General features: G+C 42.4%; 21 protein-coding genes. 17 read left to right on the top strand and 4 right to left on the bottom strand.

Translation table 11 applies throughout. The features are described 5' to 3' along the window. Window positions 1–57: 57 nt before the first annotated feature. The 8 genes from pabC (at window position 58) to C2M32_RS11140 (ending at window position 10074) form a co-directional block, all read left to right on the top strand. On the top strand, window positions 58–843 hold the full coding sequence (pabC, locus tag C2M32_RS11175; RefSeq protein ID WP_105168500.1) for an aminodeoxychorismate lyase: 786 nt from the start codon (window positions 58–60) through the stop codon (window positions 841–843). After that, a complete protein-coding gene (gene mltG / locus C2M32_RS11170) occupies window positions 843–1829 on the top strand; it encodes an endolytic transglycosylase MltG (protein WP_442792715.1) in 987 nt (328 codons plus the stop codon). The genes pabC and mltG overlap by 1 nt, the downstream gene beginning before the upstream one ends. Beyond that, a complete protein-coding gene (gene tmk, locus C2M32_RS11165) occupies window positions 1819–2448 on the top strand; it encodes a dTMP kinase (RefSeq protein WP_105168498.1) in 630 nt (209 codons plus the stop codon). Before mltG ends, tmk begins: the two co-directional genes overlap by 11 nt. Continuing rightward, window positions 2448–3347: a DNA polymerase III subunit delta' gene (holB, locus tag C2M32_RS11160; RefSeq protein ID WP_105168497.1), complete on the top strand. Its 900-nt coding sequence runs from the start codon at window positions 2448–2450 to the stop codon at window positions 3345–3347. Before tmk ends, holB begins: the two co-directional genes overlap by 1 nt. Before the next feature lie 8 nt (window positions 3348–3355). After that, window positions 3356–3682: a PilZ domain-containing protein gene (locus C2M32_RS11155; RefSeq protein WP_105168496.1), complete on the top strand. Its 327-nt coding sequence runs from the start codon at window positions 3356–3358 to the stop codon at window positions 3680–3682. An 8-nt stretch (window positions 3683–3690) separates the two neighbouring features. Beyond that, window positions 3691–4482 (top strand): TatD family hydrolase, encoded by a 792-nt coding sequence (locus C2M32_RS11150; protein ID WP_105168495.1) that lies wholly within the window; start codon window positions 3691–3693, stop codon window positions 4480–4482. Then, a complete protein-coding gene (locus C2M32_RS11145) occupies window positions 4469–6328 on the top strand; it encodes a metallophosphatase (RefSeq protein ID WP_105168494.1) in 1860 nt (619 codons plus the stop codon). Before C2M32_RS11150 ends, C2M32_RS11145 begins: the two co-directional genes overlap by 14 nt. 92 nt (window positions 6329–6420) lie before the next feature. Then, on the top strand, window positions 6421–10074 hold the full coding sequence (locus C2M32_RS11140) for a sensor histidine kinase (protein WP_105168493.1): 3654 nt from the start codon (window positions 6421–6423) through the stop codon (window positions 10072–10074). Between the two features lie 4 nt (window positions 10075–10078). Here the strand turns inward: C2M32_RS11140 and C2M32_RS11135 are convergent, their stop codons facing one another. Next, window positions 10079–11152: a DUF3083 family protein gene (locus C2M32_RS11135; protein ID WP_105168492.1), complete on the bottom strand. Its 1074-nt coding sequence runs from the start codon at window positions 11150–11152 to the stop codon at window positions 10079–10081. 230 nt (window positions 11153–11382) lie between these two features. Here C2M32_RS11135 and glnS point away from each other — a divergent pair, with 230 nt between their 5' ends. The 5 genes from glnS to C2M32_RS11110 all read left to right on the top strand — a co-directional run bounded on the left by glnS (window position 11383) and on the right by C2M32_RS11110 (window position 16183). Further along, window positions 11383–13047, top strand: a complete 1665-nt coding sequence (gene glnS, locus C2M32_RS11130; RefSeq protein ID WP_105168491.1) for a glutamine--tRNA ligase — start codon at window positions 11383–11385, stop codon at window positions 13045–13047. Window positions 13048–13105: 58 nt separating this feature from the next. Next, entirely contained in the window at window positions 13106–14956 is a 1851-nt protein-coding gene (locus C2M32_RS11125) for a protein kinase domain-containing protein (RefSeq protein WP_105168490.1), read from the top strand. 103 nt (window positions 14957–15059) lie between these two features. Beyond that, the gene (locus C2M32_RS11120) at window positions 15060–15368 is read left to right on the top strand and encodes a hypothetical protein (protein WP_105168489.1); all 309 of its coding nucleotides are present in this window, start codon (window positions 15060–15062) and stop codon (window positions 15366–15368) included. Continuing rightward, window positions 15358–15600, top strand: a complete 243-nt coding sequence (locus C2M32_RS11115) for a DUF2164 domain-containing protein (RefSeq protein WP_105168488.1) — start codon at window positions 15358–15360, stop codon at window positions 15598–15600. Before C2M32_RS11120 ends, C2M32_RS11115 begins: the two co-directional genes overlap by 11 nt. Window positions 15601–15634: 34 nt before the next feature. Next, window positions 15635–16183 carry a hypothetical protein gene (locus C2M32_RS11110; protein ID WP_105168487.1) on the top strand — a complete coding sequence of 183 codons (549 nt, stop codon included), beginning with the start codon at window positions 15635–15637 and terminating at the stop codon, window positions 16181–16183. 28 nt (window positions 16184–16211) lie between these two features. Here the strand turns inward: C2M32_RS11110 and C2M32_RS11105 are convergent, their stop codons facing one another. Both C2M32_RS11105 and C2M32_RS11100 read right to left on the bottom strand, forming a co-directional pair. Beyond that, on the bottom strand, window positions 16212–16658 hold the full coding sequence (locus C2M32_RS11105; protein ID WP_105168486.1) for a DUF3010 family protein: 447 nt from the start codon (window positions 16656–16658) through the stop codon (window positions 16212–16214). Window positions 16659–16721: 63 nt separating this feature from the next. Further along, window positions 16722–17726, bottom strand: coding sequence for an endonuclease/exonuclease/phosphatase family protein (locus C2M32_RS11100; RefSeq protein ID WP_105168485.1), 1005 nt, complete (start codon window positions 17724–17726; stop codon window positions 16722–16724). 255 nt (window positions 17727–17981) lie between these two features. On the opposite strand from C2M32_RS11100, the gene thrS reads away from it, so the two are divergent. From thrS to rplT, 4 genes are all read left to right on the top strand, one after another. Beyond that, the gene (thrS, locus tag C2M32_RS11095) at window positions 17982–19892 is read left to right on the top strand and encodes a threonine--tRNA ligase (RefSeq protein WP_105168484.1); all 1911 of its coding nucleotides are present in this window, start codon (window positions 17982–17984) and stop codon (window positions 19890–19892) included. Between the two features lie 59 nt (window positions 19893–19951). Further along, the gene (gene infC, locus C2M32_RS11090; protein ID WP_105168483.1) at window positions 19952–20512 is read left to right on the top strand and encodes a translation initiation factor IF-3; all 561 of its coding nucleotides are present in this window, start codon (window positions 19952–19954) and stop codon (window positions 20510–20512) included. Between the two features lie 182 nt (window positions 20513–20694). After that, window positions 20695–20895, top strand: a complete 201-nt coding sequence (rpmI, locus tag C2M32_RS11085) for a 50S ribosomal protein L35 (RefSeq protein WP_070985175.1) — start codon at window positions 20695–20697, stop codon at window positions 20893–20895. A 15-nt stretch (window positions 20896–20910) separates the two neighbouring features. Further along, the gene (rplT, locus tag C2M32_RS11080) at window positions 20911–21270 is read left to right on the top strand and encodes a 50S ribosomal protein L20 (protein ID WP_105168482.1); all 360 of its coding nucleotides are present in this window, start codon (window positions 20911–20913) and stop codon (window positions 21268–21270) included. A gap of 54 nt (window positions 21271–21324) precedes the next feature. On the opposite strand, the gene C2M32_RS11075 is transcribed toward rplT, so the two are convergent. After that, window positions 21325–22152 (bottom strand): SDR family oxidoreductase, encoded by an 828-nt coding sequence (locus tag C2M32_RS11075; protein WP_105168481.1) that lies wholly within the window; start codon window positions 22150–22152, stop codon window positions 21325–21327. Between the last annotated feature and the right edge of the window lie 18 nt (window positions 22153–22170).

Here is a 22170-nt window from a genome sequence, read left to right as displayed (position 1 = left end):
GCTGTTTAGGCAGATAATAAAGAGCCTGGCGATGCCGGGCTTTTTTGTGGGTAGGATATGGAAATAATACAAGAAAAATCGGTATCCAGTTATGATCGTGGGCTACTATACGGCGATGGCTTTTTCACCACCGCCCGCGTTCAGCATGGTCAAGTTTTATTGTGGGATCTGCATTTGCAGCGACTGAAAACCTGCCAACAACGCCTAAGTTTTCCACTGCTGGACTGGCAATCTCTTGAAGACTACTGTCACAAGCAGTGTATGAGTATAGCCGAAGGTGTGCTTAAGATAGTGATCACACGAGGTGAAGGCGGGCGAGGATACTTACCACCAAAAAATGCCAATCCTAAGGTCATCGTTCAGACATCATCATACCCAGAGCACTATCATGCAATGCACAACAGTGGCCTGCGCTTGCAATATGCGCAAACCAAACTTGGTCATCAACCACTACTTGCCGGATTAAAAACGCTTAATCGTTTAGAACAAGTTCTTATCAAACAGGAAGCTCAGCAGTATGACTGCGATGATGTATTGGTTGAGGATATCGTCGGTAATGTCATTGAAACGTCGGTGGGTAATTTACTTTGCGTGAAGGAGGGTAAAGCCTATACACCGATACTGCATAATAGTGGTATTTTAGGTGTTTATTTACAGTATCTTGAACGAAATAATCATATAGAAAAGGTGGAACTAAAGCGCCAAGATCTACAAGCTATGGACGCCTTGTTTGTATGCAATAGTTTGATGGGCTGTATGTTTGTTCAGTCTTTAGCTGGCGACCAATTTAATTTATCCCTTGCACGGAAACTCAAATCTCAATTAGAGTCGGGGATGTTATGATAAAAAAGCTAACATTATTTTTCCTGCTGGTGCTGCTGGGAGCATCAGCCTATATTTATCACAGTTTTCAGGCGATCAAACATGAGCCGTTAACCATCACAAGCGAGATATATGAAGTATCTCAGGGCACTGGGTTTAATCGCTTGTGTAATGATTGGCAAATGAAAGGGTATCTAGAGTCGTGCTTGAAATATCAGGTTTACGCTAAATTTGTACCGGAGCTGTTTCACCTAAAGGCCGGTGTGTATGAGCTAGCAGGAATGACGGTATTAGAAGCGGTAGGCAAAATACATCGTGGCGAGCAAAAGCAGTTTAGCTTTACAATCATTGCGGGTGATACATTTCAAAATATCTTAAAAAAATTAAAAAACAGCCCGTTTGTTGTTTATCCAAGCGATGAGCAGGAGCTCATTGAAGCAATGCAGTTGGATGGTGCGCCTGAGGGGTGGTTATTACCTGAAACTTATCATTATGAGGCCTATACGAGCGCAAGCGCGGTGCTAAACAGAGCCAAAGAGAAGATGCAAACAGTATTGCACCAGGCATGGCAACAGCGTATGGACGCTTTACCTCTCAAAGAGCCTTATCAGGCTTTGATCCTCGCTTCAATCATCGAAAAAGAAACAGGGCACGCGCCAGAAAGAGCGACCATCGCATCGGTGTTTATTAATCGTTTAAATCGTAATATGCGTTTGCAAACAGATCCCACAGTGATTTATGGTTTGGGAGACGATTTTGATGGGGACATAAAACGTCGGCATCTAAAAGAGCATACGCCGTACAATACATATAGAATAAAAGGGTTGCCACCGACCCCAATTGCAATGCCTTCAGCAGAAGCGATTTATGCTGCTACGCAGCCGGAGCAGACACCATATTACTATTTTGTGTCAAAAGGTAATGGACAGCACCAATTTTCGAAGAGTTTGCGCGAACATAATCAAGCGGTAAAAAAGTATATTTTAAAGAGTAATAATGACAGCTAAATTTATTGTAATAGAAGGCCTTGAAGGTGCCGGAAAGTCAACGGCAATGGCCATATGTCAACAATTCTTGCAGCAGCATGAAATTGACTTTGTGCAAACTCGGGAACCGGGAGGCACACCTTTAGCTGAGTCTCTGAGAGAGCTAATTAAACAACAGCATGTTGAGGAAGTGGCAGCTGAATCAGAGCTGCTCATGATGTATGCTGCACGCGCTCAATTGCTACATAACGTTATTCGCCCTGCATTAGATAGCGGTCAATGGGTACTGGCAGATAGGCACGATATGTCTTCACAAGCATATCAAGGTGGAGGCCGTGGTTTGGCAACGAGCACCTTATCTTCTTTAGCAAATATCGTATTAAAGGGACTGAAACCTGATCTAACGTTGTATCTAGATATTCCTCCTGAGGTTGGATTGGCAAGAGCCAAAGGTCGAGGGGAACTGGACAGAATAGAATTGGAGGCGTTGAGCTTTTTTGAACGCACCAGAGCTCGCTACTTACAACTTGCTGAAGAAGATGAACACTGTGTGATAATCAACGCGGATCAGAGTATTGAGCGAGTACATGCTGATATTATTCAAGCTTTAAAGCAGTTTTTTGATCAGGTAACTGGATAATGTACCAGTGGCACGAAAGGCTTTGGCAAAATTTCAGGCTTAGCCAACAGCAAGGGCGCTTTCATCATGCTCAGTTGCTCCATGGTTCATCGGGGGTGGGTAAACAGGCTCTGGCGAAACAGCTCGCTCAGGCGATATTGTGTGAACAACATCTGCAGCTCATGGCGTGCGGTCATTGTAAGAGTTGTACACTGATCGCGGCGCAAACCCACCCAGACCTATTAGTTATCACTCCACAAGGGCAAAGTATTTCTGTTGATGTGATCCGAGGGCTTGCAGATTTTGTGCATCATTCGGCACAACAAGGTGGGCGCAAGGTTGCCGTGATAGCCAATGCCCATAAAATGACTCACTCAGCCGCAAATGCCTTATTGAAAACTCTGGAAGAACCTAATGCGGGTCGATACTTGCTGCTGACAACGGATGATATCAGTCAGCTTTCAGCGACGATTTTGAGCCGTTGTAGCAAGGTTCAAGTATCGGTAGAGGATATTCAGTATGCGCAAAACTGGCTGCAAGACATGCTTCCCAATGGCTTGACGTTTCCTTGGTTGACACATTTCTTCCATCAACCATTGAAGATTGAAGCATGGTTTAATGAAGGCGTATTTGAAAAAGTTGATGTGCTACACAGATTTGCATGTGATATCAAAGCAAGTCATAATTTCGGCCAAGTGCAGGGTATTTTAAATGAGCACCCTGAATTGCTTGAGGTGTTTTGTGTGTTTATACAACAAAGGCTCAAAGCAAAGCTGTTAGAGGGGCTTTCGTATCAGGCTTATAGCAAAGGGCAGGCGGCCCTCAATCAATTTATGTCTGATACGCGCCAGATATTGGGTTTAAATCAATCGCTTGGACTCAATAAGCTAATGAATACAATAAAAAATATCATTGAATAGGAAAGCCGGTGCAAGAATTGCTCTTAGACCTTCAAGAACCTGACGAGTTATACCGATGCTATATGGCGACATTAAAACAGGGCGGACTGTTCGTGAAAAGTAACGCGCGCTTTGAACTAGGCCAAAGTGTCGTTTTGCGAGTGACACTTCCCGATGAAATCGAAGAGCATCAAATCGTCGGTAAAGTCGTTTGGATCACACCTCAAGGCGCACAAAACTCCAACCCTCCGGGTGCTGGTGTGAGTTTTGTTGATGATCCTGACCGAGTAAATGACCGAATAATTAAACAGCTGGGAACGGCGTTAAATTCTGATAAACCCACCTACACCATGTAAGAGTAGTTATGATTGTAGATTCGCATTGCCATTTAGATAGACTTGATTTTGAAAAGCTTGGGCAACAATTACCTGAGATCCTTGCCGCAGCTCGCGCTAAACAAGTAGAACACTTTTTATGCGTCAGTGTTACGCTTGATCAATTTCCCACCATGCTAGAAGCTATCTCAATGTATGATGATGTGTCGGCATCATGTGGTGTGCATCCCCTTGACCAAAAAGATGTATTGGATAAATCCAGATTAAGTGCTTTGGCTACCCATCCCAAAGTTGTCGCTATAGGTGAGACTGGGTTGGATTACTATTATTCCAAAGATACCCACAAGGTGCAGCAAGACAGTTTTGTTGGTCATATTGATGTTGCGAATGAATTGCACAAGCCTCTGATTATTCATACGCGCGATGCTAAAGCTGACACAATAAATCTGATGAAGTCTCATAATGCGCAAAATTGTGGTGGCGTTCTACATTGTTTTACAGAAGACTGGGAAATGGCCAAGCAAGCTTTAGACTTGGGCTTTTACATCTCAATATCTGGCATAGTTACCTTCAAAAATGCCACTGAGTTGAAAGACGTAGTTAGAAAAATTCCATTAGATAGGTTACTGATCGAAACCGATTCTCCTTACCTCGCACCAGTGCCACATAGAGGGAAAACCAATCAACCCGCATATGTACAGGATGTTGCTTATTATATTGCAGAACTAAAAGGGATCAGTTACAAACAGTTGGCAGAAGCTACAACCAATAATTTCTATAACTTGTTTCAGTTGGCGCCGCGTTCGGATGCAAAGCGATAAGTTGCTACCAAAAGTTTTGCTTGGTCCAATGCTCAGAAGAGCGGAGCAAGCAGCAATTTGTTTGCAATTAGTCACCAGCAAACAATATGAAGTGACTGTGTTGGTTGAGGGTTATCAGTGCACGACTGAGCAAAAAACCTTAAGGTTGGGTGAGCACTGCTTTTTAAATGTACTTATTGTTAAACCTCTATCAGGGTTGTTCGATTCTGATACGCCGTTGAGTTATCAGTTACTCTTGGATAAAGACGCCTATTCGCTAGAAGATGTTAGTTACACGTCACAGTCGTCGGCGCAACTTGTGATACCAGTGCAGCTTGAACAAGTATTACATGGTTCTTGTCGCAATCCTCACCATCCCAGTCGCGATTCATTAGCCGCTGCTGATGACCTGTTTGCAAAAGCGATACAAGCCGGAGAACCTACGCCAAGCTTGCTTTTGATGTCCGGTGATCAAATTTATGCAGATGATGTTGCAGGTCCGATGTTACTGGCTATCAATCAGTTGGTAGCGGTCTTAGGTTTGTATAAAGAGCAGGCACATATTGCTGAACTACCCGATGACATTCAACAGCAGTTGTATAACCGACAACATTTTTTACCAAAAACACCGTGGCAAGATTGTTCAAAATTCAGCTTTAGTTACTGGTTTAAAAGAGGTGAAGCACATTTTACTAGTCTCAGTGCAGGTAATCACCTAGTTTATTTTCAAGAGTTTATTGCCTGCTATTTACTTAATTTCAGCGCTACATGCTGGCAATTAGTCGATCACGACCAGCTCAAGTATCTAGGCAGCAATACAAAGTTCCAAAAATCATTTGCTGCGCAGCTCGAGGCAATCACGCACTTTGTTGAAGATTTACCCAAAGCACAACGTTTGTTTGCCAATGTCTCCACTTTAATGATGTTTGACGACCATGATGTGACCGATGATTGGAATTTGACTGCACGATGGGAGCAGGCAATTGCGGCACATCAAAGCAGCCGCAGGATAATCAATAGTGGCTTATTGAGCTATTGGCTATTTCAAGGGTTGGGTAATGATGCCATGGCGCAAAGTGGCAGTCTATGCGCCGAATTTGAACGAAGTTTACTTGCCGACACTTGGCAGTTCAAAGCAATGGACAAAGCACTTAATCGCTTCACCCACTGGCATTATTGTTTAAATACGGTCCCTAAGGTTGTCGTGCTCGATACTCGTACTCATCGCTGGCGAAATGAGCAGAATTTTAATGAACCCAGTGGTTTGTTAGATTGGGAAATGCTTATGGAGCTTGAAGATACGTTACTTGATGAACGGGAAGTCATTTTGGTCTCACCTGCGCCAGTGTTTGGTGTTAAATCAATAGAAGCTATCCAATCTATCTTTAATTTCTGTGGCCAGCCGCTGTTGGTGGATGTCGAAAACTGGATGGCCCACGAAGGGTCCGCTCGAAAGCTGCTCGAAATATTTCGCCGAGCAGATACTCCCAAAGAGACAATTATTCTGTCTGGTGACGTGCATTACTCATTTTGTTTTTCTGTGCAAAGCCGCTTTGGTAAACATGACAATAGAATTTGGCAATTGACGGCATCAGGGATTAAAAACGAATTTCCTAAAACGCTGATAAAGTGTTTAGATAGACTTGATTCAATACTCTACGCACCGTGGAGCCCTTTGAACTATTTCACTAAACGCTGGCATATGGAAGTCAATAAGCATCCATTGATAACTGAGTCTACCAAGCAACCTTATCTGATTTCAGATAGTGCAATCAGTTTAGTGACGCTAGAGCAAGGTAAACTCGCCCGTTATCAGTTATTACATAATGACGGTAGGGTTAGGGAGTTTACCTTAGAGCTAGATTAACTAGCTCTAGAATCAGCATCTGTAGTTCAGCCTTACCTTTATAATGCCTAACTTTTGCTATATTTATAAAAAGTCCTGTCACTCGGTATCATATGCATTTCAGATGGTGTTTATGCTTCGCGCTGCTATTTAAGTTCGCCCATGCGGTACCGCAATTTACCGATACAGCTCAGATCATGCGTCATTACGACTACAGCAGCGGGCTCAGTCAAGTCACGGTAACAGCACTTGCACAAGATCAATTCGGCTATATTTGGATTGGCACGCAAGCGGGGTTGAACCGCTTTGATGGTCATGAATTTAAACAATTTACCCCTAAACAACAAGACTCCAATAGCCTTGCGGGTGGCTTCGTGACGGATTTATGTATTAGCGCTGATAAAGTTTGGATAGGCACTCGCACGGGTCTTAGCGTATATCACACAGGTAAAGGTACGTTTACTTCATTTTTATCTGAACAGCACGAGAATGTTCCATCAGACAGAGTTATTTCCCTTGATTGCAATGGCCCTAACGTTGTTGTTTCTTCCGAAGATGGGGTTGTTTATCAAATAAATCAAGGCACACTTGTGCCGAGCAAGGTTGTGCTGCCAGGACGTTTTATTCGCAATGTGATAGAGCGTACAGATGGTTATTATTACCTGAGCGATCAGGGCTTAATGAAATTCTCAAAGGAGTCTGGCGAAGTACAGTTATTGCTTGGTGGTGAATATGAAAAAATGAGCTTTTCGGCCCAACGTATTGTACTAATCAGTAAAATGCAGCAGTTGATTTACTTTGATACCTTATACGAAAGGGTTTTGTGGTCCAGAAGTTTTACCAATGACAATAGTGTGACTCTGCATAATGTAACTGTAAACGGTGACGAAGTGCTGGTGGCAAGCAGTAATGGTTTGTACTTACTAGATAGGCAGGGACAGCTTATCAACCATTGGTACAAACGGCCTCTCCAAGTAGGCGGGCTAATGGATAATAATGTCATCACTGTGATGCGGGATTTAAATCAGGACTTGTGGTTAGGCACTGAAACAAGGGGATTACATTTCTTCAGTAAACTCAGTGAGTCATTCGGTCATGTAAGTCACTTTAGCTACCCGCAAGCGCCATTGCTAAGCCCTGACATTAGAAGTTTTGCGATAGACAGTCAGGATAGGCTGTGGTTTGCCACCTCAAGTGGTTTGTATGCATTTGATGGCAAGGGGTTTCTTGCTGTTCATAAACTTTATCCGGCGCTTGATTTATTGGACAAAAGTTTTATCACTCAGGTTGCATTTATTGGTGGGCAGATGTGGGTGACGACAAGGGGGAATGGTGTAATTAAATTCGATGTGGCCAGCGGTCATGTGGATCACCTCAAGCCCGACTTTGGCAACGGACCAGAACTCACTTTTAATAGTTTAATTAAATACAATGGCGATATTTTGATTAGTTCGCGCACATCTGGTTTGCTCAAATATGTAGAGCACAAAAACGCGGTTGAACCTTATTTTTCAGCCGCAATTGAGGCTCCAAGCCATGTTTCTTCGATGAAGAATATTGATGGAGCACTGTGGTTTGGTTCTATTGGTAATGGTTTGTTCAAATATGAAGATGGCCAATTAGATAACATCAATACCCAAGCTGGGTTAGTGTCGGATTTGGTGTTTATGTTGGAGCGAGATCAATACGGCAATGTGTGGGTTGCCAGTGAGTTGGGGCTGTCGCTTGTTAATGCTGAGTTTGAGCTGGTTCGTACCATAGGCCAAGAAAATGGATTGGCGAATAACGCAATATGGGCGCTTGTCTACGATGGTTTTGATCATATTTGGGTTGGTAGTAGTGGAGGGTTGAGCCAAATTCATACTGCTAATTTTGAAATTCACAACTTCTCACCAATTGATGGCATTCAAGACAACGAATTTAACTACAATGCAGCGTGGTTAGCACCGGACGGACGTGTTTTTGTTGGCGGAGCTAAAGGCTTTAATCAGTTTTACCCACAAAAAGTCAACATAGATAAAAGCGAAAAGCCACTGCTTATAAGTAATATCGAGCTGCTTGGTAAAGCGCTACTCCCTAGTGTTGGTGGGCATTTGAATACTTCGGCAGAGCTTGCTAAGGAACTACAGCTTGCACATGATGAAAATATCGTTTCACTGCAATACTCAAGCCTAGATTACGGTTCGGAACAGCAACAGTTCTATTATCGAGTTTTAGGCTTAAGTAACAAATGGTTGAAGTTGGCCTCCGGTGTGAGGCAGGTGAACTTGCTGCGTTTAGAACCCGGTGACTATGTTGTTGAAGCGTATACATTGAATCGCTTCAATATCCAATCACCCAAGCACCGTTTTGTGATTAAAGTAAACGCTCCTTGGTGGTGGAATGTTTATTCTAAAGCCGCTTATGGTCTGAGCATACTACTTGTTGTGCTGTTTGTTGTTCAGGCACGACAGCGTCGCTATCGTCAAATTGTGCGGGCGAACAAAAAAATGCAAGACTTACAGCAACGTCTAGAACTGTCGTTATGGGCCAGTGGCGATGAATTATGGGATTGGCATTTAACAGATCACACTATTTATAGGCATAGTGTTTCGCCACGCGTAGATTATGGCGTCACACAAACTCGCATGACGTTAGATGATTTAGGGCAGTTTGTACACCCAGAAGACCGTCCACATTTACAGGATAAAGTCGAATTATGTATTCATGGCGACGCACAAAGTTACGAGATAGCAATTAGGGTCAAAGACTTAGATGGTCACTGGGCATGGGTACTCGATAGAGGGAAGGTGGTAAAGCGTGACAGTAGTGGCCAAGCAATACGCATAGCTGGGGCGCTTAAAGACATAGCCGAATTAAAGCAACATCAAAACGCACTGCAAGCACTTAATGAACAGCTTGAGATAAAAGTAGCGGTACGAACAGACGAGTTATATAAGAAAAATCAGAAGCTTGAACAAGCTATGTTGGAGCTTAAGCATACCCAAGATGAATTGATAGAAAGTGAGAAAATGGCGTCATTGGGTAGCTTAGTTGCGGGTATTGCCCATGAAATCAATACACCTTTGGGCGTTGCATTGACTGCGTTGACATACAATGAAGAGAGTATGCAGAAAATTGACAAAAAGCTGCAAAATAAAACGCTCAGTCAAAAAGATTTGAGTAAGGCTTTGGCAGAGCAGGCACAAGGATATCAATTAATCTTTAGAAATTTAGATAGAGCACAAAACTTAATTGGTAACTTTAAACAGGTGGCGGTAGATCAATCCAGTGAAATTTGTCGCCAAATCAACCTAAAAACCTATATTCAGGATGTTCTGACTTCCTTGGAGCCACTCATCAAAAAGAAAAATATTGATATCAAAGTCACTGGCAAAGATGACATCGAGATAAACACTTATGCAGGAGCGGTATATCAAATACTCACCAATTTACTAAATAACTCTGTTATTCATGGGTTTGACAAGCGTTCCAGTGGCGAGGTAAACATAGAGTTTTCCCTTGACGACAATTATTGGTACATGAATTATCAGGATAACGGAGAAGGCATGCCTCAAAGTATGCTTAAAACCGTATTTGAACCATTTGTGACAAGTAAACGCAGCCAAGGCGGTTGTGGTTTGGGTATGCATATCGTGTACAACTTGGTTACACAGCTATTGAAAGGAGAAATCCGTTGTTTTTCGGAACCAGAAAAGGGAATTGAGGTAAAGATAAAGGTGCCAATTATCGAATTTACAGAAACCGAAACTGACACCAAGGGCTAGTTAATTAAAACTGATAACTAATATGCTGAAAGAAACGCACATTCACATCTTGCTTAGCAGGATTAATGTGTAGCTTCGTGGCAAAGGAATGGATCACACTTTCTACGCTGTTCATGAATCGACCATAACCCATATCTTTTTTGTTGGATGCGTGTGCAACAATAACAAAGTTCATGGTATCAACCAGTTTGTCAGCATCCCATACTGATGTAATTTGTACCTTGTCACTTTCTGTATCAAAGCTGAGTTTTTGCAGCTCACTATTTTCGCTCGTTTTATCTATCTGGCTGTTACGGACTAATGGTAGACGACCATCGGCGACAAACGCACATAGCGACAGTTGTTTGTCAGCACATCCTGAGAGAAAAATATCCTCTATATGCTTGTAAAATTGGCTGTAGTCACCGGGACGTAGCATATGTTGGTACTCGGTTTTTAGTGCTCTAGTGACTGGCAAACTAAATGTGGCATAAGTCATTTCAGAGTGCTCATCGGGTAAAGAGCAGTTTCTAGCTTGATATCTGGGATACAAACTTCTTAATTTATAACCGTAGCTTTCTTTGATGCCCTTGGCCTTGGCGAAAATATCGTAAGTCAAATGCTGATGGTCTCTAACTCTGAGTGCATTTTCACCAATATTCTTTGATGTTTCTAACAAGGCTTCCAGCGTACGCTTTACTTTGCCGTGAAAGTTAGCCGCGTTGGCTCTAATGTCACTGCCAGTGGCTAAGAATAGCAGCGTAATTTTGCGTGCTTTGACCCCATCTTCCCAATATGATTTATGGGCTTCATGATACTTAGGGTTGTAGAAAAACAGCATCTGCTTTTGAGTTTGTAAGCAATACGACTCTTCATGAAAACGTACTACAGGTAACTTATCATTAGCGATTAAGTGGACGTTATGAAGTTCATACTCATCGCACAGCGCAAAGAGTTGACGCGCTAGGCGTTCGTAACAACTTTGCAAGTCATCAAAGCAATCATAAAATTCTTCGGTTGGTTTGAACTCTGCGAGGATATACTGATTGTTTCGCGCGTTAGTTGGAATGTAGACGCGATTAAGTGTCATTGAAGCCATTTATATTATCCTTGGATTACATCACTGTATGAGTGCACTATACAAAGTTTTTATGACTCTTTTATTGCGATAGAACAAAAAGTGTCATGAAATTTTAAAATCTGTGCTGAAATATTGTACAAGCAAAAAATAATTCTTCCAATCTAACGCAGGATTTGCTGTAAGTTCACGGTGGATTTTGTAATAATGCCGAAGTTATTCAGTGCTAAACATCAGAGGAATGCATGCTCATGGCGGAAATAGAAAATCGCCCAACGAATTTTATTAGAACAATTATTGATGCTGATTTGGCTAGTGGTAAGCATCAACAAACGCATACGCGTTTCCCGCCTGAGCCAAATGGTTTTTTACATATTGGCCATGCTAAATCGATCTGCCTTAATTTTGGCATCGCACAAGACTATAAAGGTCTTTGTAACCTGCGCTTTGATGATACTAACCCAGAAAAAGAAGACATCAATTATGTAAAGTCGATTCAGGAAGACGTAAGTTGGTTAGGCTTTAAGTGGGATGGCGAAATTTGTTATTCATCTAACTACTTCGAACAGCTGCATGGTTATGCTGTAGAGCTGATTGAGAAAGGCTTAGCTTACGTTTGTTTTCTGTCTCCAGAGCAGGCACGTGAGTATCGTGGCACATTAACCGAGCCAGGTAAAAACAGCCCTTATCGTGATACACCTGTTGAAGAAAACCTCGCTTTATTTGAAAAAATGCGCAAGGGTGAATTTAAAGAAGGTGAGTGTGTGTTGCGGGCCAAAATTGATATGGCAAGCTCATTCATGGTGTTGCGTGATCCTATCATTTACCGTATTCGTTTTGCTCATCACCATCAAACGGGTGATAAGTGGTGTATTTACCCGATGTATGACTTTACGCATTGTATTTCTGATGCGTTAGAGGGGATCACTCATTCACTATGTACGCTTGAGTTCCAAGACAACCGTCGTCTATATGACTGGGTATTGGACAATATTAGCATTGACTGTCACCCGCAACAGATCGAGTTTTCTCGCTTAAACCTTGAATACACGGTGATGTCAAAACGCAAGCTTAACGAATTGGTTGTCAATGGCCACGTTGAAGGGTGGGATGACCCACGTATGCCTACGATTGCAGGTTTACGTCGCCGTGGTTATACCCCTGCATCAATTCGTGAGTTTTGTAAGCGTATCGGTATTACGAAACAAGACAACATGGTCGAAATGGGTATGTTAGAAGCGTGTATCCGCGATGACCTAAACGATAATGCACCACGTGCTATGGCCGTCTTAGACCCAATCAAAGTTGTAATTGAAAACTTTGAAGAAGGTAAAGTGGAGCAATTGGTCGCCCCTAATCACCCTAGTGATGAATCAATGGGAACGCGCGAATTACCATTCACAAAAGAACTATACATCGAACGCGAAGATTTCCGTGTTGAAGCGAATAAAAAGTTTAAGCGCTTGGTGTTGGGTAAGGAAGTGCGCCTGCGTAATGCTTATGTGATTAAAGCGGAACGCTTTGATGAAGATGCACAGGGCAATATTACCACGTTATATTGTAGCTATGACGCCGACACCTTGGGTAAAAACCCAAGTGATGGACGTAAAGTTAAAGGGGTGATCCACTGGGTGTCTGCAACACACTGCGTGGAAGCTCAAGTGCGTCAATATGACCGTTTGTTTAGCGTACCAAATCCAGCTGCGGCCGAAGATTTTACGCAAACACTTAACCCTGAATCATTGGTTGTTATTAACCAAGCGAAGTTGGAGCCTTCTTTGGCTCAGGCCGCTGCGGAGCAGGGATTCCAATTCGAGCGCATGGGTTATTACTGCCGTGATAGCAAGTCGGCTGAATTGGTATTCAACCAAACCGTAGGATTAAGGGATTCTTGGGCGAAAATAGAAAACGCCTAAGTTCGTCATCATTAAAAAGGCCGATTAATTCGGCCTTTTTTCGTCAGTGAAAGGCACTATGAAAAACCCAGCCTCGGTCAAGCAAAGCGCCAAGTCCATTCATAACTTCTATATCAATGAGCAACAGTCAATTTATCTGTTGTCGCATCATGATGCCAAAAAGCATCGTCAATGGCTTAACATCTGTAAAAAGCAACTCACTATGCTGGGCTATCGAGATGTAGAAATTATAGGTTCAGGGGCGTTTGGATTTGTGTTTGCAGGGGTAAGTCCAGACAATCAACAATGGGTGTTCAAATTCTCTCGTATTACTTTATCTCAGGCGGTGCGTGACCGGCTTGAGGACGAAGCCTATATGCTTTCTCAGATCCGCAACCCGATGGTACCGAAGTTTTTTGCTTTTGAACGTGTTAAAAAGCAAGGCATCCTAATGATGGAACGTGCGCCAGGGGAAGATTTAGAAAAAATATCCCTAAAGCGTGGTCGGTTTTACGCGGATGAACTGGTCGCACTGGCTTTGAAACTGCGAAATGTGTTACGCGACTTACGTGCTCACCGCAATGGGATGTCTCCTCAACCTATTGTTCATGGTGACATCAAGCCGTCAAATATAGTCTGGGATGAACAGACTAAGTGTTTCTCGCTGGTGGATTGGGGAAGCTCTGTGTATGCACAAATAGATGAACATGGTGAGCCTGTTGCGAGCAATATCATGGATTTAATGTCCTCAGATGTCGCCAGTACCAATGCCAGAATGGGGGATGTCTATTTCATTGGCGATGAGCAAATGTCGGGGGCACAATCATCGCCTCGGTTTGATGAACAAGGGGTTGCATCAACGATATACGCGCTCGCCAGTGCCCAATCTTGTCGCTTTGGTGCTCAAGTTATCCCAGCTAAAAGCTTAGGCCTACCCAAAGAGTTTGCCGCCGTGATTGATGCGATGTTAAGTAAAGACAAGCAGACCCGAGATCAAGCCGGCGATTATTTTATGCGAAATATGCCCGCAATGGCACGCGCATACTTACCTCGTTTGACGCGTAAAGAGCCAAAAGCCAATATACCATTTTGGATCAGCAACACCGACGAACAACCTGATACCGTGGTGTACAGTTCGCGTAAAGAGTTTTTGCGTCGTGCTGATCATAACCAACAGCTACATGATGTAAACGATGCGCAGCTAGACAGATATTATAAAGAGTTTTTGTTTGATACAGGTGATATAGAAAAAGCCTTTCTTGCTTCAATCAGTCGTTTGGCCAAGTACCCAGTAGTGGGCGGCTTAAGTTTTCATTGGAAACAAGATTCGCTGTATATAGAATCGAGTTTAATTCTGCATGATAGTGAATTACAAAAAGCGCTGACTGATGCTATCAATGCCACTGTGATGTTGGCGCAGGGGATCACGCAAAAGGGTCTATTTAAGTGTTGTTTGTTTGATGCTAGGCAAACTATCCAGTTAGAGCGCGATGACACTGGCGCATTTATTTTCGACCAGCTACCACAATTGTCTTATTCCGTAGTGGATGTCTCCAGTAATGAATTGACTCGACCACACAGCTATTTTGAAGATGGTAAAGACCCCGATGAGCAATTGCAGTTACCAAAAAGTATCATTAAGTGCGTATTTGAATTAAACCAAATTCATCACACCGGTTGTATCATTTTTGAGTCGTTGGAAAATCGCCTCAAAATACACCACTACTATAGACTGTTGGATGCGAGTAAAGAGGAGCAATTCAAAGCGCTACTGGGTCGTATCATGCAATACGCAATGAGTATAGAAGACGTTGGTGTAGCAGGATTTATGAAGTTACCGTATAAAAATACCCGAGAGTTCAATTTATGCGCGCAACAAGGTGAGTACTATTACCCGAAAAATCCAAAGGTTGACACATTAGGTAGTTAAATTCATACGTATACTAGCGCCAATAAGTTGAATTATTCGCCATTGCACTTGCATGGTATTTTATTCAAAGTACAGAATATGAGAATTTTCAGGAGTCAAGGATATGGATAAACAACAACGACAAGACATTTTAACACTCAGCTGGAGCATTCATGATGAAGTTGAGCAGGCTGTGCTCCGTCATCCTGCTAGCAAATCAGACAAAGAATGGCCTGATAAGCAGCGCCTACTTCTGGCTGATATGGCTCTACACTTGTTACAGACAGCACTAAAACCTGGCGAGCTGCAAACCGAGAAATTAACCCATAATCTCAATGCCATTTTAACATTGAGCGACGATTTCATTAGTCATGTCGATCTCAAAGCCGTGTCAGACGCACTTTATCAGCTAGAGGCCGAGCATGAGTCGTAAAATAGATCTCACGTCAGAACAACATGATGCCTTAGTACTACAAGCACAAACTTACTGCAGAAAAAATCTGGATTTGGATTTGGAGCAATTTGATGCAGCGTTTCTGGTAGATTTCTTTGTTGAGCAAATTGGCAAGCAAGTGTATAACCGAGCAATAGAAGATGCTAAATCGCACTTAGAGCAGCACTTTGAAGTGCTGGCAGATAGGCTTTATGAGTTAGAGCAGTATTAGCCGTTCATTGTGCTTAACATGGAGTAATCAACATATGGATATGCCTAAATGGTTACACGAGATATTTGGTGTCCAACAAAGTAAAGTAGCCTTGCTTGGCGTGAGTACTTTTATGTTGCTCGGTTCGGCTGCGGTTTTCTTATTAATGTATTATCAAACTCCTGAGCATGCTTACGCTTGGTGGCAGTATCTATTTGGAGGTGTGGTAATCATTGATATTGTAGCTGGATGCGCCGCGAACTTCACATTCGGAACTAATCAATATTATGCTGCTAGTCGTCGCGCCCGTTGGATATTCATTGTAATTCATGTTCATTTATTGGTTGTTGCATTGCTATTTGAACAGCCACTTCTACCGTCTTTGTTACTTTGGATATATGTAATCGTATCGGCCAGTGTTTTAAATTTCCTTTTTGACAATTCGAAACAGCGAGTTTTAGCCTTATTGGTGGTATTTATTGGGCTTTACGTCATTAGCAGTTTAGATGTGCTGTGGTGGTATAAACTGGTTTGTGCATTATTTTTGATCAAAGTATGTTATGCGTTTGCAGTCGATCACTATGCAATAAAAAATCCGACCTGAGTCGGATTTTTTATTATCGTATTTGTGCTTATTCGTCGGGACGATAGGTTTTCTTCATAATGTAGACGTAAGCATTAACGAAAGCATTTTCCTGATATTTTCTAAGTCCAGTATCTTCAAAGTCGATAGGTAATGGATTGCGCTTAAGCTGCTCTTTCACTTCAGTGCTTGATAATAAGCGTACATCAAGCCCTTCAATTAGCTGTATTGCAGCTTCCATTTTAAATCCAGTCGCACTGCCTGCGAATTTACCTTTAGGTGCTCGTTGACGAATAGCTACAGAATCGACTTGATAATCAGCCATCAATTTTGCAAAGTCGAACTGGAACTTACGCATTTGATCCGTTTCTTGGCCAACGTTGTTTAGTGTAAAGCGTGTTTGGCGTACATCACGTATATCAAATACGTCATCTTCTTTCGTTAGCAGACACAAAAGCACTTCACTGCCAGTGATCTCAACGCCACATGTTCTCATTGTATATTTCCAATCAATTTAATTATCGACGCAGTATAGCAATCTCACCGATAAAGCAAAAGCTTACAACATAATCTCAATGGCAATAGCACTGTGATCCGAGTAACGAATATCTTCTTCATCGCGTTTTGGATCCAAGTGCGCATCGTAATTGTGATAGGTCAGAGATTTGACCAATGGTGTTTCGTTATTTGGGTTAAACTGCTGGGATGCCAAGATATAGTCCAAGATGTTGCCCTCACCTTGATAGTAATGACTAGCAGGTTTTTGAGCAAATGAATGTGCGTTGTCAGCAAAAGAGAAACTGTCAAATAACCCTACGCTATCAAAGCGGTTATGAGTGTTCACTTGGGGTGGAAATGCCTGCGTCATAAACGACAGCGCGGGGCTGGTTAGGTTGTCGTTAAAATCGCCCATAACTAGCGTTGCATGGCGTTGCTCTCGCTGAGTTTTTAACGCATCGTAATACACTATGGATGCCTCAAGAGAGCGGGAGATTTGTGATTGCATGGTGCCAACTGTCTTATGCAGTAATGCCAGCAAAGGATCATCCTGCTCTGAACCATCAATCATATGCGCCATTGAATGAACACGTTGAGATTTAAAATGCACGGCGTAACAGGTGATAGGCCCAAATCCGTCAAGTTCGATACAGCACTTGATAGGCGTGCGGTTAAAACGGAATTGGTGTTGATTATTGAGATATTCCAAAAGCTCTGGACAGGGTTCGAATGCACACGTCTGCTGAAAAGGGATTTTCGACGCCACAGCCACGACAGGGTTGAATAATACATTGGGGTAAACTGCGTCAAGCTGTGGCGTATCTACAGTTGCAAAATAGGGAAGACCCATCTCTTCACACAGTGATTTAAGGATATCGATACTAAATACTTCTTGAAAGACGATAAGGGTTGGATCGATATGTTCAATGAGGCCAGTAATAAATTGTGTTTTAGACTGCCATTGAGTTTCGTCATAGTGTTCATGAAGTTGGTAAAAAGAAAAGGGGGGCGCTGCAAAGTTCAACAGGTTCAAAGAAGCAAAGCAATAGCGCGTGGGTTTTGTCATGTTTTACTCACAGTGAGAAGCGTTTAGGCATATAAATTTACAATTTATTGGATCAATTTTAGTCTTTCCCTTGAATTTCGTCACGCGCACGGTCAAAATACCTCTCGGTTTGAAAGTCCCCAAGCACACGGTATGCTAAATCGCTGCCGGAGCCAATGCTTATTCGTAAAAGCGTTGTTGGGCACTCATTTTAAAAATTTATTAATTAGTACATGTGATGCGTTGTAGGTGTCACCACTGTAAATAGGATTTATCATGCCAATTATTACCCTTCCTGACGGTAGTCAGCGTGTCTTTGAAAACCCAGTTTCGACATTACAAGTTGCTCAAGATATTGGCCCAGGCCTAGCTAAAGCAACCATTGCTGGTAGAGTGAACGGTGTGCGCGTTGATGCGTGCGATATTATCAATGAAGATGCGCGTTTAGAAATTATAACAGCAAAAGATGAAGATGGTTTAGAGATCATTCGTCACTCTTGTGCGCACTTAATCGGTCACGCCATCAAACAACTATTCCCAGATGTAAAAATGGCAATTGGTCCAACGATCGATAATGGCTTCTATTACGATGTTGATTTAGACCACTCTTTAACGCAAGAAGACTTGGATGCGATTGAAAAACGTATGCTTGAACTTGCGAAAACGAACTATGATGTTGTTAAGAAAACAGTTTCTTGGCACGAAGCGCGTGAGACATTCGCGGCGCGTGGCGAAAGCTATAAAATAGAAATCTTAGACGAGAATATCGACAAAGATGATAGACCAGGCCTTTATCATCACGAAGAATATGTTGATATGTGTCGTGGTCCTCACGTACCAAACATGAAGTTTTGCCAACACTTTAAAATAATGAAAGTCGCTGGTGCATACTGGCGTGGTAATTCTGAAAACAAAATGCTTCAACGTATCTATGGTACAGCTTGGGCTGATAAGAAACAGCTGAAAGCGTATCTAAAACGTCTTGAAGAAGCTGAAAAACGCGATCACCGTAAAATTGGTAAAGCATTAGACCTGTGGCACTGGCAAGAAGAAGCGCCAGGTATGGTATTTTGGCACAATGACGGCTGGAGCATATACCGCGAGTTAGAAGACTTCGTACGTGAGAAGTTACGTGAATACAATTACGAAGAAGTAAAAGGCCCATTGATGATGGACCGCGTGTTGTGGGAAAAGTCTGGTCACTGGGACAAATACTCAGATGCGATGTTCACCACCGAGTCGGAAAAACGTGAATACGCGATAAAGCCTATGAACTGTCCGGGTCACGTGCAGATCTTTAACCAAGGCTTGAAGTCATATCGCGATTTGCCATTACGTATGGCTGAGTTTGGTTGTTGTCACCGTAATGAGCCATCAGGCGCATTACATGGTTTGATGCGTGTACGTGGATTTACTCAAGATGATGCGCATATCTTCTGTACAGAAGAACAAATCATGGACGAAGTGTCTGCGTGTATTAAAATGGTGTACGACACATATGAAACATTCGGCTTTGAGAAAATAGTTGTTAAGCTTTCTACCCGCCCAGAGAAACGTATTGGCGAAGATGAAATGTGGGATAAAGCAGAGCTGGCGCTAGCTGAAGCGCTTAAAGCAAACAACATTGAATTTGAATATTTACCGGGTGAAGGTGCGTTCTACGGTCCAAAGATTGAATTTACTTTGTATGATTGTTTGGAACGTGCTTGGCAGTGTGGTACCGTGCAGCTAGATTTTGCTCTACCAGGTCGTTTAGGTGCGACTTATGTTGCTGAAAACAACGAACGTAAGACACCTGTTATGATCCACCGAGCAATTTTGGGTTCAATCGAACGTTTCATTGGTATTCTTACCGAAGAATATGCTGGTCTATTCCCAACCTGGTTAGCGCCAAAACAAGTTGTGATTATGAATATCACTGACAAACAGGCCGATTACGTGCAAGAAATTGTACAAAAGTTAAATAAACTTGGAATTAGAGCCTGCGCTGACTTGAGAAATGAGAAGATTGGCTTTAAAATTCGGGAGCATACTTTAAAACGTATACCTTACCTACTTGTTGTTGGTGATAAAGAAGTTGAACAACAAGAAGTAGCAGTGAGAACACGCAAAGGTGAAGACCTTGGTAAGTTCTCAGTCGAAGATTTTATCGCTAAAGTCAGTGAAGAAATTAAACATCGACAGTAATACAACCTGTGTGTGGCATAAACACTTACGATTGCCACACACAACATATTTTGATTTTCTTGGAGGAACGTACCATTAGAGGCGGAAAAAAAGGGCAAACTACAGCTCAAAAAAATCGTATCAATGAAGAAATAACTGCGAAAGAAGTTCGCTTATCTGGCGTAGAAGGTCAGGAAGCGACCATTATGTCGTTGAAAGAAGCTCAAGCGATTGCTGATGAAGCCGGGGTGGATCTAGTTGAGATTAGTCCCAATGCTGAACCTCCTGTCTGTAAGGTGATGGACTACGGTAAGTTCCTTTTTGAAAAAGCAAAATTACAAAAAGAACAAAAGAAAAAGCAAAAGCAGATCCAAATTAAAGAGATCAAGTTCCGTCCTGGCACGGACGAGGGTGATTATCAGGTTAAGTTACGTAGCCTAAGAAAGTTCTTAGAAGCAGGTGACAAAGCTAAAATCACTATTCGCTTCCGTGGTCGTGAAATGGCTCACCAAGAAATTGGTATCGAATTACTAAACCGTGTTAAAACCGATTTAGAAGATTTGGCAGTTGTTGAATCATTCCCTAATCGTGTTGAAGGGCGTCAGATGGTCATGATGATGTCGCCTATTGCTAAAAAGTAATAAACACGGCATAATGCGCGCGAATTTAATGCAGGTCTAAAGTACCTTGAGGTCACCTGCATTAACCGGTTTTAAAGAAAAACGCGAGTTTTCACCGGATTTGGTTGTAAGTTAGGCCTTTAAAGTGATGTTTACATCCGCCTGCTTACATTGTTTAAAGCAATACATTTGGAGTTATTGCAATGGCTTATAAGCTAAAATCACACAGAGGCGCAGCGAAGCGTTTCAAAAAGACTGCTTCAGGCGGTTATAAGCGTAAACAGTCGCACCTTCGTCACATTCTGACTAAGAAGTCTTCTAAGCGTAAACTTCACTTACGTGCTAAGTCTATGGTTCACAAAAACGACATTGGTCTTATCGACCGTATGTTACCATTTGCTTAATAGGGGATATCAGAAATGGCAAGAGTTAAACGCGGTGTTATCGCACGTGCACGTCACAAAAAAGTATTAAAGCAGGCTAAAGGTTACTACGGAGCACGTTCACGTGTTTACCGCGTAGCTTTCCAAGCAGTAACTAAAGCTGGTCAATATGCATACCGTGACCGTCGCGCTAAGAAACGTACTTTCCGTCAATTATGGATCGCACGTATCAACGCTGCAGCACGTCAAAACGGCCTTTCTTACAGCCGCTTCATCAATGGCCTTAAAAAGTCATCTGTTGAAATCGATCGTAAGATCCTAGCTGATATCGCAGTATACGACCAAATCGCTTTTGCAGCACTTGTTGCTAAAGCAAAAGACGGTCTAGCTGCTTAATAAGCAATTAAGCTTATTCCCCGAAAAAGGAGCCATTGGCTCCTTTTTTTGATCTTAACGATTTTTGATCAGTAATTTATCTAACCAGCGAGTACTCAGAATACGCTTTAGATACCCCATTAAATAAGTGGGAAAGGTTACGTAATACCGTGGCTTAGCATGTTTTGCAGTCAGCGCATGTAACAGTTTTTTGTACACCGCTTCAGGTTCAAGTGTAAATGGTTGGGGAGCTGTTTGGGCTGCCAGTCTATCTAATTGAGCCAAATAATCCTGCTGGTGTGGGCTGGCTTCAATATTGATGTTATTAACAAAAGCTTGTTTTGCATTTTCTCTAAACTTGGAAGTAATGGGACCGGGCTCGATTAAGCTGATCTGAATATTGCTACCTTTAAGCTCCATACGTAGTGTATCAGTTAGACCTTCTAGTGCAAATTTACTGGCATTGTACGCACCTCTAAACGGCAAAGCGACAAGCCCTAAAACAGAAGAGTTGTGTATTATTCGACCAGAACCATGCGTACGCATATGTTTAATGGCGAGGTTGGTTAGGGTATGCCAAGCAAAAAAGTTTGTTTCAAACTGTTGCTTTAAGACCGTTGTGGGTAGGTCCTCAACTGCACCGGGTTGTCCGTACGCGCCATTGTTAAATAAGGCATCCAATTTTCCGTCACATAACTTGAGCGCTTGCTCAAACCCATCGATGATACTTTGTTCATCATTCAAATCTAGATGAATACAACTCAGACCCTCACGTGATAGCCTGTAAACATCCTCTTGTTTTCTACATGAAGCGATCACATGAAATCCAGCGTTGTGAAGTGCATGAGCGCAGTAGTAACCAATCCCTGTTGAGCACCCTGTAATTAGTATTGATGTCGTCATAAGTCTCTTCTTAAGGAA

Source organism: Pseudoalteromonas sp. T1lg23B (genome assembly GCF_002964665.1).
GTDB lineage: Bacteria > Pseudomonadota > Gammaproteobacteria > Enterobacterales > Alteromonadaceae > Pseudoalteromonas.
Note: the sequence above shows the minus strand (reverse complement) of the source record. Positions and strands in the feature narration are given on the sequence as shown.